Genomic DNA, 12,923 nt, shown 5'->3' with positions numbered 1-12,923 from the left:
CTCTAGCCACTCCGGCCGCTGCCAGGAGTAATGAAGACTGCTTACGGGGCTACTTAAAGCTTGCCCCCACCAGGCCGCGGGTGGCGGCAACCAGCCGAATGGGATCGGTTGATCCGGCCGCCGGCACGTAGACGGCCATCGATTCAGCAAAGTTCAGCACCATGCCGGTGGTGGTTTCCTTGCCGCCCGCGAGCGCTGCGGCGTCGTCACCGATGGTGAGTTTGTCGCCGGATGCCTTGGGCGTGCCATCAAATCCGAAGTTGATCCGGCCCATCACCAGTGCTCCACCGTCGGCAGTGCGGAACACAACAGTGCTTTCCGGCACCACTTTATGGGTGAAAGAGAAGTTTCCGTTGGCGCCCGAGGCGACAACCTCTGCCTGATAGGAAAGGGTATCGGCGATGTACGGGGAGGATGCGCCCTCCACGAGCTTGTCCTTGAAGCTGGACTCGGGGTTGGTCAGGCGGTCGGCCAGCCCGGCGAGGGCTTCTTCGCCGCTGTACAGCAGGCCCTCTTTGTCTTTGGCGGCCAGGGTGTCCGTGCCGTTCCGGTCAATGGCAGGGAAGGTGGTTCCCGGCTGCAGCGGGGTGGTCTCCGTCAGCTTGTAGTTCTCCCTGGCCGAGGGCTGCACCAGCGTCAGCAACTGCGGGACCACGTTGCCGTCACCCTGCGTAACAGCCAGGACGGAGCGGGGCCAGCTGCGGTCACTGGTAACCACCGTGGTGAGGAGCTTGGTGGAGCGCACAGGCATCCGGGCCTCGTATGTGCCCACCTGGGAACGGATCTTGTAGTTCTGGGTGCGGACCTCAAGTTCGGTCCCGCCCACGCGCTCTGCGAGCTTGGCCGCATCCTTTGCCCCGTCGCCGGCGTCCGTGGCGCTGGAGACCTGCTCGAGGATGCGCCGGAACTGGGCGTCCAGGAGGACGGGCGATGCCGGCTGGGCGGGAGCGGCGGCCGGTTCCGTGGTGGGGGCCGGGGCGGGCGTGGTGGCAGCATTGGCGGCGAGGCCGGTTCCGGCCACCACTGCCGCCGTCACGGCGGCGGTGACCATGCTGCCGGACACCATGCCCAGCCGTGGGCCGGACTTAGTCTCAGTCTTCGCCCGGGCTCGCTGTGCAAACAGGCTGCCCCGGCCGTTGCCCTCGCCGTCGCGTTTGCGTGCAGAGAGGATCGCCAGGGCAATTCCGGCGAGGATCAGGAGTCCGCCGATGACCATCAGCGGTATGGCCCACGGCGTGGACGTGTCGTTCGGGAACGTCATGGAGATCGACGACGGCGCGGGCTGGGTGCCGTCTGTTGCCAGCAGCAGCGACCACTCGCCGTCCGCCGGAGGCGTCCACGAGTACTCCAGTTGACCGTTCGCGCTTTCAGCGGAAACCCAAAGATCAGATCCGGCCGGATTCGGGGCCGTTGCGTCCCCGGCGGCATGCTCCACCACGAGGGCATCCTTTTTCTCCGAAACCCCGGTGACGGTGTTGTGGGCGGTCTGGCCTACCCAGGCAGCCACATCGTCAGGCCGGCCGACCGCGAGCAGGAAGTTGGCGTCGCTCTCGACGTTGATCTTTACTGTTCCGCCCTGCTGGGTGCGCAGTTTCTGGTCAATGACGGTCAGGGGTGCCGCGGCGGCGTCCGAGGGGGCCGAGGCCGTGAAGGTCTCGGAGGGAGCCCAGATGGTTTTCTGGCCGATACCGGCCAAAAGTGTCAGGAGGCCGAGCAGCACGAGTGCGACTGCAGTCTTGAAACGCAAAGGAAACACCTATCATCAGCGGGGGTTTGCTTTCAATAGTAACCGTTTTGTTACCAGGACCCCGGATATTGCCCTCCGGACACCCTTCGGCGGCCATCGTTTGAGGGCCCCACCGGGCGTCCCCGCAACGGTTAGCAAGGCTGCTGATAGTGTTTGCGATGATCATCACACCCGCCCGCGAAAGCGGCGCCACGCACGGAACAGGCCCCAAAATTCAGTGACTGATAAGACTGAAGAGTCCCCCACAGGACACGAAAATCACTCGGCCGCCGGCACTGCTCCGTCCCCGGGCAAATCCCGGAAACCGGCGGCGCGGACAGCCGCGGCCGTGGGTTCCCTTGTGCGGCGCCTGCGCCAGCCGCTGCCCGGAGCCCAGCCCCGGCTCCGTTTCGAGATGCCCCCCGACCTGCCGCCGGAGTACCACGTTGCGGAAGAAGAAGCCGCCGCGGCAGGCGACGCCGCACCGCAGTTCGGCAAGCCCGGGCCCCGCATTTCCCCCCAGCATCCGCTGTACATGGGCTTTATGGGCACGGTGGGCGTGGGCCTTGCGCTCCTGGTCTACTGGATCGGCTCCAACACCACACAGTTGCTTCTGTGGATCGTAGCGGCGCTGTTCATCGCTTTAGGCCTGGAACCCGTGGTGGGGTGGATGGAGAGCCGGAAGATTCCCCGCCCGGCCGGCATCTTGGTTTCTGTCGCGGTCCTGATCGGAGCGGTGGCCGGTTTCTTCGCAACTTTGATACCCACCATCGTGGAACAGGTCACGCAAATTGTTGCCCAGGCTCCCACGTGGGTCCGGGACTTCCTCGACTCAGACTTCTTCAAGAGCGTTGACGACCAGTTCGGGATCCGTGACCGCATCACCGTGGAGCTGGAGAAATTCGTCAATGATCCGGCAGCCATGGGCGGAATATTCGGCGGAGTGGTGGGCTTCGGCTCTACCCTGGCCAATGGGCTCTTTGGCGCCCTGATCGTCCTGGTGCTGAGCCTCTACTTCCTGGCCGCCCTTCCCTCGATGAAGAAGTGGGGCTACCGGCTCGCGCCCCGCTCACGCAGGCCCCGCGTGGCCGCCCTCTCTGAGGAAATCACCCGTTCGGTGGGCAACTACGTCATCGGGCAGGCCTGCGTGGCCCTGTTGAATGCCACGTTCGCCTTCATTGTTATGTCCATCGTGGGGGTTCCGTTCGCCCTCCTGTTGGCTTTTGTGGTGGTGCTGCTCGCGTTTATTCCGTTGGTGGGCGGCATGATCGCAGGCATCGTGGTGATCCTGATCTCGCTGACCGAAGGCTGGCAGACGGCCGCCATCTTTGGGATCTGCTACTTCGCCTACCTCCAGTTCGAGGCGTACTTCATCTCCCCGCGCATCATGCAGAAAGCTGTTGCGGTCCCGGGCGCCGTGGCCGTCATTTCCGTCATTGCCGGCGGCAGCCTGCTCGGCGTGCTGGGCGCCCTGATCGCCATCCCCACCGCGGCCGCCATCCTGCTGCTGGTCAAGGAGATTTACATCGCCCGCCAGGACAAGCACTAAGACCAGGCGCGGGGCGTATGGTCTCGGCAGCGAGTCTCAGGACGCCGAGGAGGCTACGGGGCCGTTCCACTCGGTCGGCAGGCCGTGGGGACCCGATCCCGCTTCGGTCACCTCGTCAACGATCTCGTTAAGCACTCGGGACGCGTACTTCTCCCCCACCCACAGGTGTTTCGCACCGTCCACGCCTACCACGCGGGCCTGCGGCACCAGGCTAAAGCGTTCGGTCGCAGCCGGGGGCTGGAGGTAATCATCGTGTTCGGGCACCAGGACCGTCAGCGGCTTCCCGGCATCCGCCCACAGGCGCAGGTGCTCGTCCGTGGCCCGGTGCAGCGGCGGTGACAGCAGCACGGCGCCCTCGATCTGGCTTGCCACCGGTTCCACGGCACCGTACATAAGCGCCAGTTCGGTCCCGAAGGACCAGCCCACCAGCCAGCGCTTGGGCAGTTGGCGTTCGACGGCGAAACGCACCGCCGCCTCCACGTCCAGGCGTTCGCCGATCCCCTCTTCAAACGAACCTGCGCTGGTGCCCCGCGGCGATTCCGTGCCGCGGGTGTTGAACCGTAGCACCGCCACTCCGGCCAACGCGGGAAGCCGGTAGGACGCTTTGCGGTAGACATGGGAATCCATGAACCCGCCGTGGGTCGGGAGGGGATGCAGCGTGATCAGCGTCGCGGTGATGGGCCCGGTTTCCGGCACAGCCAGCTCGCCGACCAGCTTGTGGCCGTCCTCGGTGTGCAGTTCAATGTTCTCCCGCTTCGCCGGCAGGACCGTGGACGCGCGGATGGGTGCGGGGCCCGAGGGCTGGGTGAATTCGTACGACGCCGGATCAAAAGTCATGCCTGCCAGCTTAGCGAGTCCGGACACCGCCTTTGCCCGCGGCGGCGCAGCAGGGCGCGGGGTCAGCGGTAGCGGTACGTGCGGGAAAGCCAGCAGTTGGTGTGCCAGTGCCGGCGCTCGGCGAGGCCAGCGGCGGCGCCGAACAGGTGATCGTCCTTCCACACCACCAGGTGGGCCACGCCGGGAACCACCGCGGTGGAACAGCCGGGGCAGATGTAGGTTTTTTCAGCGTTCCTTGCGGTCATGGTCCTGACCATCCACTCGCCGTCGGGGGCACTTTCCCGCCGGGCTATGCCTGCACGTGCCCGCTCCAGATCCAGCTCCGGGACCTCGCCGCTGCCCTTCCTGCCTGCCACTTTGCCGGCAAAGCCACCCTTTGCAGCCGCACCTTTTCCGGAGGCAGGGCGGCGGGGACGGTTGGAACGCGGCATGCCTCCATTCTGCCCTAGCCCCGGTAGTGTGTACGGCGTGCGACTTGTGATAGCCCGATGTTCAGTTGATTATGTTGGCCGGCTCAAAGCCCATCTCCCGCTTGCCACCCGGCTCCTGCTGGTCAAGGCCGACGGTTCCGTGCTGGTCCATTCAGACGGCGGTTCGTATAAGCCCTTGAACTGGATGAGCCCGCCGGCAACCCTGCGTGTCTCGTCGCCGGAGGACGTTGACCTGGAGCTTGGCGTCAGAGAGCAGTGGACGGTCCAGTCCGCCAAGACCGATGACCGCCTGATCATCAACATCCACGAACATCTCCATGAGTCCTCCCACGACCTTGGAGTGGATCCCGGCCTGATCAAGGACGGTGTGGAGGCGGACCTGCAGCGCCTGCTCGCGGACCAGATCGAGACCCTGGGCACCGGCTTTTCGCTGATCCGCCGAGAGTATTTCACTGCCATCGGGCCCGTGGACATCCTGGCCCGGGACGCCAGCGGGGCCACCGTGGCCATCGAGCTGAAACGGCGCGGCGACATCGACGGAGTCGAGCAGCTGACCCGGTATCTGGAACTGCTGAACCGGGACCCGCTGCTGGCGCCAGTCCGTGGAATCTTCGCCGCCCAGCAGATCAAACCCCAGGCAAAGGTGCTCGCCAACGACCGCGGCATTGACTGCATCACCCTGGATTACGACGCCATGCGCGGTGTGGACGACACCGAATCCCGTCTTTTCTGATCTTGTGGCCTCCCCTCGGGTCCTGAAGTCGCTCCTGACAAGGGGATTCATTCCGTTTTTGGTCAAAGTTTCCCGGCGGGGCCGTTGACCGGACGGCGACGGCATGGAATTCTTAGAGCAGTCTTTGTGTAGGTGTTTTTCATGCTCGCAAGACATGTTGCGAGCGCGAAGCTCCTGCACAGCCCGTCCCCTCCCGGATGGCAGTGAAGGATTCTTCTCGCGGAGTGACCAAGTCCAGCACGAGGTGTGCCGGACTTAGACAAGTTCCATAATGAGGAGAAATAAATGGCACAGGGAACCGTCAAGTGGTTCAACGCTGAAAAGGGCTTCGGCTTCATCACCCCGGATGACTCCGATGGCGATGTCTTCGTTCACTACTCTGAAATCCAGACCGGTGGCTTCAAGACCCTCGACGAGAACCAGCGCGTTCAGTTCGAAATCGGTCAGGGCGCCAAGGGCCCCCAGGCTACCGGCGTAACGCTGGTCTAGTACCACCGCCCGGAGGCCGCCCCGCTGCGGCTTCCAGCGAATAAATCCCCGGCATTCGTGCCGGGGATTTTTTCTTTGCCCGCCTGGTCCTGTTTAACCCACCAGTTCGCGGACCATACGGGCGCCCTGCCGCAGGGAAAGACCTGGCAGATACGCCCGGGTAAGTGCACGGCCGATGGCAGGCAACTGCAACGGATCCTGATAGTACAAATACAGCGTCCGGTACTCCGGCTGGAAACGTGACTTGAAGGCAGCCAGCGAGCGGAAGCCGTAGACGGGTTCCAAGGCGTGGCCCACCACATCGAGGATGCGCAACAGGTTTTCGGCCGGCTCTTGGTCCGGGGACGTGTCGCCTTCGGGCAGGCTCGCGAGCGGTGACCCGGAGAGGGAGATGACTTCCACGGTTTCCCGCAACTCCACCACTGCCGCAGCTATCAGGAACTCCATAACCCCGGGAAATCCTCCGGCGCCCCGTCGCATCACGTCCAGGGTGCGGCTGACCAGCTTTCCGTCGTCGTAAACGGGCAGCCAGCTGGTGACCCCGTGCACGTTCCCGTCCGCATCCACTGCCAGGCAGCAAAGGACTTCCTCGTCCATCAGTTCATCGATGCCGCCCAGGGTGAAGCCCATTTCGGGTATGGTTTTGGCTGCGGCCCATTCCTCCGACACCTCATTGAGCCGGGCGCGCAGCGTGGACGGAAGGCCGTTGTACGTCCCCCAAACCGCGGTGACGCCCATCTTGGCGGCCCGGTTCCGCGCTGTGCGCACGTTCTGCCACTCCTTGCCCTTGAAATCGAGTTCGCGGACGGACAGCCTGGTCTCCTGCGCCACCGGGACGCGCTGGAATCCGCGCTCCTGCAGCAGCGGCCACAACGTACCGTCGCATGAGTAGAACGCCGGAACCAGCGCCCGGCTGCCGCAGAACTCGATGAAGCCTTCGGCCGTCGGTGCCCGGCCTTCCGGCGCTCCGAACGGGCCTGCCAGGGTAAGTGCCACGCTTCCGTGCTGCTGGTACGCGACGGCGCCACGGCCATCCGGGCTGAACCAGTACCGGTTGGGCTCCCAGAGCGCCATCCATGACAGTGACTCGCCGCCCTGATGCAGCAAGCGACGCGCCGCGGTCCTGTCGTTGTGCCCGGAATCGCTGCCATGGTGGCGTCCCACCAGCACTGACCAGACACCGGCCAGCGCCACCAGCCAGAAAATCGGCCCGGAATAGGCAAAGATGAGCGCCTCGACAGTGTCCCGCTCGGCGAAAACCCTGCGGTATAGATTGGGCAGCGGCACGGGGAGATATTGCCTCGCCAGCTCCGCGAGCAAACCCAGGGGACCGCCGTCGCGCATCATACCCCCCGCCGCCAGCCAGGCCACGGTGTAGCCGCCAGCCAGGACAAGCCAGACGCCGCCAACCACGAAAGCCAATCTGTGCCGGGCGGAAGGGACGGTCTCCACCCGGAACTGCCAACGGTTAACCCAAAGCAGCACAGCCAGCACCAGGGGCACCATCACGAGGGGCAGGATATGGGCAAAGCCAGAACCCATGGCCGCTGTCTGCGGCCGGGAGGGATAGTGCGGAATAAGGGCAAACAAGGCGAGGTACACGGCTGCCAAGGCCGTGATCGCCAACTGGATGACCAGCGTAATCCGAAGTGCCATACTTCGCCCCCGGCGCATACCGTCGGCGCAGATCAGGAGAAGAATCACCGGAACCACCGTGAGGGCGAGCCCGAAAGGACCGGCAAAGCCCGTACGCCCAATTTCCAGGCATGAGGCCTCCACCGTCGAGCCGCAATTGGCTTCGAGCTGGCCGAGGGTTGGGACCGGATTCAGGAGCACGTCCCGCAGCAGCGCCAGCGGGCCGGTCGGAGTCCGGGTGATCGTTGTGAGGATGGGTCCCACAGCGAACACCGCCACCGTGAGCGCGAGCAGGTTCCTGGTCTCACGTCCGGTCGAGCGGGGCGCGTGCAGGGGTCCGTGCTCACTCTCAGCCCACCATCCCGCGGCAAGGCCCACCAAGGCACCCACGAGCCCAATAACTGTCTCGGCATGGCCCACGTACAGGACCAGCAGCAGGGCGACCGAGAGCACTGCCGTCCGGAGCCGGCGTCGCCAGAGCACCGGGAGTTTGCGGCTGGACGCCATGGAAACGGCCAGGACGGCAGCGTACGGACCGATGAGCGCACTGTCCGTCATCAGCCCCAGCCAGCCGTCGCCGGCGTACCGCGCCAACTGGGTGAGCAGCAGGAACACTGTGACAGCGGCAAACTGTCCACCCAGCAGCAGGGCCGCAGTCCGGAGCTTGCCCAGCTTCCTTTCCGCCAGGCCCAGCAGGAGAAGAATCATCAGGGAAGCCACCACGTACGCCAGCGGATTGGTGGCGAAGAACAGGGAGGTCACCAGTGACCACCAGTGGCCCGCCCGCAAGCCGGGGGCGCTGACCCCCGCGACCGGTAGAAGTTCCTCCGGCGGCCCGCCAAGGAAGCTGTCAGTCAGAAGGCCCGCGGCCAGGAAGATGCCCAAGATGCACAGCGTCAGGGGCACTGAACGAAGGTAGCCGGCGAACCGCTGGACGGCGGGGCGCCCCACACTGGACCAGAACAGGGCCGGAGCGCTCTTTTCCCGGACGGCGTTCAGTGCTCCCACCCCCAATGCCTCGCCAGCAACTCCAGCCCATGATCCATGCCGGGTGTCAGCATGTCCCAGGAATGACCGGTCCGTTGAACCACGTCTGACTCCACAGTAAACCCTGCGCCGCGCGCCGCCGCCGCAAGCGTTTCCAGATTCGCCACAAATTCGGGGTCCGTGGCCCCGGCCGCGAAGTAGGCCACTTTGTCGTCGTAGTGGCGCTGCTTCAGCAGCGTCAGCGGCACTTGGGCATCAAAGGCTGCGGTGTCGCCATGGAACGCCGCGTCAACAGTCTTCTGGCGTTCCTTGGCGAGTGCGGGTTCCCGTTCGCTGGCGAAGGCCAGGAATCCTGTGTACACATCGGGGTGGCGTGTGACCAACTGGACAGCACAGGTGGCCCCAAAACTGAACCCGCCCACAGCCCATTGCCGGGGATCAGTATCCACGTCCAGCGTTGCAGCGATCCAGCGGGGAACATCCACGGAGAGGTAGGTGTCTGCTTTGGCGAGGTCGCTGTCCATGCAGAGGTTGTTGGCTGTCTGGCTTCCATTGGGATCAACCACCACCACGACGGGCGCCACTCCCCCGTGCTTCGCCGCGAAACTCGCCATGCGCGGCAACAATGCACCGCCCGAGAGCCAGTCAGCGGGACCACCCGGCTGGCCCGGAACGAGCACAAGGACCGGGAGGCTGGGGCGGTTCGAGGCGAAGTACGCGGGCGGAAGGTACACGTAGGAGGTGCGGGTCTGCAGCCCGGAGGCGGTGCCGGGAATCGACACGGTGCGTATGACGCCATCGGCGGGCAGGTCGCCAGCGGCTGTCCACCCTGCCAGCGGTTGGGCGGGCTGTCCCGGGTGGCGCTGGAGTTCGTGTTCCAGTGGCGGGATGCGGGTCAATGCCGTTCCCGTGAGGTCTGCAACCGTACGGTTGAGGCCGAAATAGGCGTTGACCTGCACGGTGGCCAGCAGCACCACGGCCAGCAGGGCAATCATATCGAGGGCTCGGCGCCGCCACGAGGCCCGACAGAGCCTGAGGAGAACGAGCAACAGTGCGGCCACTCCGGCAAATACCCATGCAAGGACAAGGGTGGGCAGGTCGTCAGGGAATACCGACGTGAGGTAAACCAGGATCCAGTGGATCAGGATCACCAGGCCGACGGCGACGCCCAGCGCGACGGCGACGCTGACCAACCAGCGGCGAAGTTTATGGGGGTTTGGGCGCCAGGCCAGATACACCGCTGCGGCGGCACCAAGAACCCAGGCGGACCAGTAAACTGGCCCGTCAGTTAAACGGATGTCCGCGATCCAGTCCACGCGGCTATCGCCAGGTGCCCACGCCGATGACCGGCCCGGCTTCCAACCAGGAGGACAATCCGGTGTAGGCATCAAACTTCATGGCCAGCCGGAGATCCTGGCCCTCATACCGCAGTTCGACGATCACAACGTCGGGCTGGACCTTGACTGCTTCGGCCTCGGTGGGCTTGCGCCTGCCCAAAAGCTCCAGGGAGCTTCGCTTGAACTTGTGCTTGGGACGCAGGCTCAATGACGCCAGGCGGAACCATTCAAGGTCGTTGTCCTGATAACGACAAACCCCCATCTGCCAGCTGGTTCCAGCCGTGCAAATGGAGGCGTCCACGGTGCCGAGGGCGCGCCGCAAATTGAAGCGGCGCACCCCCACGAGGCACAGTGCAAATATCAGCAATCCGAAAGTGATTGCCAAAGCGATGAACGAAAGAGTCTGGGCGTCCATCAGGTTGGTGCTAGCGGATCCCAGCAGTAGCCGCGTCGCCCAGCTGGGCGTTGTCAGCAACAATCACCACGCGGTTGTTGTCGACGGAAAAGAATCCGCCGTCAACAACAACGGCAATACGGTCCCCGGAAACCGGCTCGATGGCCAGTTCACCTTCGGCCAGGATCGCCAGCAGGGGCGAGTGGCCGGGCAGGATTCCGATTTCACCATCGCTGGTGCGGGCCTTGACCATCTTGGCCGCTCCGGACCACACGAAGTGATCCGCTGCGACAATCTCAACCTCAAGCTCAGCCATATTACTTGGTCTGTTCCTGGATCTTGGCCCACTGGCGCTCGACATCGTCCAGGCCGCCAACGTTGAAGAAGGCCTGCTCGGCAATGTGGTCGAGGTCGCCGTCGCAGATGGCGGTGAAGCCTTCAACCGTGTCCTTGATGGAAACAGTGGAGCCTTCGACGCCGGTGAACTGCTTGGCGGTGTAGGTGTTCTGGGACAGGAACTGCTGAATGCGGCGTGCACGCGACACGACGATCTTGTCCTCTTCCGAGAGCTCGTCAACGCCGAGGATGGCGATGATGTCCTGGAGCTCCTTGTTCTTCTGCAGGATCTGCTTGACGCGCACGGCCGTGTTGTAGTGGTCGTGGCCGATGTACTGCGGATCCAGGATGCGGGACGTCGACGACAGCGGGTCAACGGCCGGGTACAGACCACGGGAGGCGATTTCACGGGAAAGTTCCGTGGTCGCGTCGAGGTGTGCGAAGGTCGTGGCCGGAGCCGGGTCGGTGTAGTCATCTGCGGGAACGTAGATGGCCTGCATCGAGGTGATGGAGTGGCCCTTGGTGGACGTGATGCGCTCCTGGAGGAGACCCATCTCATCAGCCAGGTTGGGCTGGTAGCCCACAGCCGAAGGCATGCGGCCGAGGAGCGTGGAGACCTCGGAACCTGCCTGGGTGAAGCGGAAGATGTTGTCGATGAACAGCAGCACGTCCTGGTTCTGCACATCGCGGAAGTACTCCGCCATGGTCAGGGCGGACAGTGCCACGCGCAGACGCGTTCCCGGCGGCTCATCCATCTGGCCGAACACAAGGGCGGTGTCCTTCAGGACGCCTGCCTCTTCCATTTCAACCCAGAGGTCGTTACCTTCACGGGTACGCTCGCCAACACCGGCGAATACCGAAGTACCACCGAAGTTACGGGCAACACGGGTGATCATTTCCTGGATCAGAACCGTCTTGCCCACGCCGGCGCCACCGAAGAGGCCGATCTTTCCACCCTTGATGTACGGGGTAAGAAGGTCGATGACCTTGATACCCGTTTCCATCATCTCGGTGGAACCCTCGAGCGTCGCGAAGGCGGGAGCCTTGCGGTGGATGGGCCAGCGCTCGGTGATCTCGAGTTCCGACTCAGCCACGTCAAGCGGCTGTCCGAGGACGTTGAAGATGTGTCCCTTGACGACGTCGCCGACGGGCACGGAGATGGGGGCACCGGTGTCCACCACTGAGGTACCGCGGACGAGGCCGTCGGTTGCCTGCAGGGAGATGGCGCGAATGACGTTGTCGCCGAGGTGCAGGGCAACCTCGAACGTGATGGTCTTGGTCTCACCGTTGAGAGTAATCTCGGTGGTAAGTGCGTTGTAAATCGAGGGGATTGCGTCAGCCGGGAATTCGACGTCGACAACCGGGCCAATAACACGTGCAATACGGCCGGTAGCACCGGACGTTGCGGCTACGTGTTCGGTAGCAGTGGCAGTCATCTCTCTCACTTCACTCAGTAGATGGCGTGGAATCTAAGTTTGTTTTTGGTGCAGGTACAGCTGGACCGGACCGTGCAGGCTAGGACGCGCTCAAGGCGTCGGCACCGGCAACGATTTCGGAAAGCTCCTGCGTAATTTCAGCCTGGCGGGCAGTGTTGCGCAGACGCGTGTACTTCTTGATGAGGTCCGTTGCGTTGTCGCCGGCGGACTTCATCGCCCGCTGACGGGCTGCGAGCTCGGAAGCTGCGGCCTGCAACATGGCGGCGAAAATGCGTGACTCAATGTAGCGCGGCAGCAGAGCATCAAGAACCTGCTCCGTTTCCGGCTCGAACTCGTAGAGCGGCAGGAGGTCCGATTCGGACGCGGCCTGCTCTTCAACAACCTCGAGCGGCAGCAGACGGATAACCGTCGGCTCCTGGGTCACCATGGACTTGAAGCGGGTGTACACGACATGGATCTCGTCCACGCCGCCCTCTTCGTAGGCAGTCGCGAAGTCTTCGAGCAGGACTGTACCGACTTCACGTGCAACTTCGAACACCGGAGCGTCCGTGTTGCCGGTCCATGCGCGCTCGAAGGGACGGTTCCGGAAATCAAAGTACGCCTGCGCCTTGCGGCCCATCACGTAGGTCTTAACTTCCTTGCCCTCTTCGTGCAGCAGCTCGAACAGGCCTTCCGCCTGCTTAAGCACCGTTGCCGAGTATGAACCCGCGAGGCCACGGTCCGAGGTAATAACCAGGACGGCGGCCCGGCGGATCTGCTCCGGCTCGGTGACCAGGGGGTGGTCGATTTCGCTCTGGCTTGCGACAGCAGAAACGGCGCGCGTGATCGCGTTTGCGTAAGGCAGTGAAGCCGCTACGCGTGCGCGGGCCTTGCCAATGCGCGAGGTAGCGATCAGTTCCATCGCCTTGAAGATCTTGCGCATCGACGTGGTCGAGCTGATCTTCTGGCGGTAGACCCGAATCTGGGCTCCCATACTTATCCTTTCCTAAGATCCCGGTGGCCGGGACTGCCGGAACCGTTAAAGGTCCCGGCA

General features: G+C 64.0%; 12 protein-coding genes. 3 read left to right on the top strand and 9 right to left on the bottom strand.

Annotation, left to right across the window (positions count from 1 at the left end; all coding sequences use genetic code 11):
* Positions 1-49 precede the first annotated feature (49 nt).
* On the bottom strand, positions 50-1,747 hold the full coding sequence (locus tag AB4Y73_RS05210) for a hypothetical protein (protein ID WP_441869433.1): 1,698 nt from the start codon (positions 1,745-1,747) through the stop codon (positions 50-52).
* A 217-nt stretch (positions 1,748-1,964) separates the two neighbouring features.
* Here AB4Y73_RS05210 and AB4Y73_RS05205 point away from each other — a divergent pair, with 217 nt between their 5' ends.
* Positions 1,965-3,275 (top strand): AI-2E family transporter, encoded by a 1,311-nt coding sequence (locus tag AB4Y73_RS05205; protein WP_441869430.1) that lies wholly within the window; start codon positions 1,965-1,967, stop codon positions 3,273-3,275.
* A 36-nt stretch (positions 3,276-3,311) separates the two neighbouring features.
* Here AB4Y73_RS05205 and AB4Y73_RS05200 read toward each other — a convergent pair whose 3' ends face one another.
* The gene (locus AB4Y73_RS05200) at positions 3,312-4,112 is read right to left on the bottom strand and encodes an alpha/beta hydrolase (RefSeq protein WP_441869428.1); all 801 of its coding nucleotides are present in this window, start codon (positions 4,110-4,112) and stop codon (positions 3,312-3,314) included.
* A 62-nt stretch (positions 4,113-4,174) separates the two neighbouring features.
* Complete coding sequence (locus tag AB4Y73_RS05195) at positions 4,175-4,543, bottom strand: ATP/GTP-binding protein (protein ID WP_441869425.1); 369 nt, start codon at positions 4,541-4,543, stop codon at positions 4,175-4,177.
* 37 nt (positions 4,544-4,580) lie between these two features.
* On the opposite strand from AB4Y73_RS05195, the gene nucS reads away from it, so the two are divergent.
* Positions 4,581-5,276 carry an endonuclease NucS gene (gene nucS / locus AB4Y73_RS05190; RefSeq protein ID WP_441869423.1) on the top strand — a complete coding sequence of 232 codons (696 nt, stop codon included), beginning with the start codon at positions 4,581-4,583 and terminating at the stop codon, positions 5,274-5,276.
* 285 nt (positions 5,277-5,561) lie between these two features.
* The gene (locus AB4Y73_RS05185) at positions 5,562-5,765 is read left to right on the top strand and encodes a cold-shock protein (protein WP_011692441.1); all 204 of its coding nucleotides are present in this window, start codon (positions 5,562-5,564) and stop codon (positions 5,763-5,765) included.
* A 93-nt stretch (positions 5,766-5,858) separates the two neighbouring features.
* On the opposite strand, the gene AB4Y73_RS05180 is transcribed toward AB4Y73_RS05185, so the two are convergent.
* The 6 genes from AB4Y73_RS05180 to AB4Y73_RS05155 form a co-directional block, all read right to left on the bottom strand.
* Positions 5,859-8,399: a bifunctional lysylphosphatidylglycerol flippase/synthetase MprF gene (locus AB4Y73_RS05180; protein ID WP_441869799.1), complete on the bottom strand. Its 2,541-nt coding sequence runs from the start codon at positions 8,397-8,399 to the stop codon at positions 5,859-5,861.
* Positions 8,396-9,703: an alpha/beta hydrolase gene (locus AB4Y73_RS05175; RefSeq protein WP_441869420.1), complete on the bottom strand. Its 1,308-nt coding sequence runs from the start codon at positions 9,701-9,703 to the stop codon at positions 8,396-8,398. The genes AB4Y73_RS05180 and AB4Y73_RS05175 overlap by 4 nt, the downstream gene beginning before the upstream one ends.
* A 4-nt stretch (positions 9,704-9,707) precedes the next feature.
* Positions 9,708-10,139, bottom strand: a complete 432-nt coding sequence (locus tag AB4Y73_RS05170; protein ID WP_441869417.1) for a DUF2550 domain-containing protein — start codon at positions 10,137-10,139, stop codon at positions 9,708-9,710.
* Positions 10,140-10,149: 10 nt separating this feature from the next.
* A complete protein-coding gene (locus AB4Y73_RS05165) occupies positions 10,150-10,434 on the bottom strand; it encodes a F0F1 ATP synthase subunit epsilon (protein WP_190989724.1) in 285 nt (94 codons plus the stop codon).
* Position 10,435: 1 nt separating this feature from the next.
* Positions 10,436-11,890 (bottom strand): F0F1 ATP synthase subunit beta, encoded by a 1,455-nt coding sequence (gene atpD / locus AB4Y73_RS05160; protein WP_441869414.1) that lies wholly within the window; start codon positions 11,888-11,890, stop codon positions 10,436-10,438.
* A 79-nt stretch (positions 11,891-11,969) separates the two neighbouring features.
* Positions 11,970-12,863, bottom strand: coding sequence for a F0F1 ATP synthase subunit gamma (locus AB4Y73_RS05155; protein ID WP_441869411.1), 894 nt, complete (start codon positions 12,861-12,863; stop codon positions 11,970-11,972).
* Positions 12,864-12,923 lie beyond the last annotated feature (60 nt).

Origin of the sequence: Pseudarthrobacter sp. TAF60_1, assembly GCF_052113505.1 — a bacterium.
Taxonomy (GTDB): Bacteria; Actinomycetota; Actinomycetes; order Actinomycetales; family Micrococcaceae; genus Arthrobacter.
This window is presented reverse-complemented; position numbering and strand designations above follow the sequence as displayed.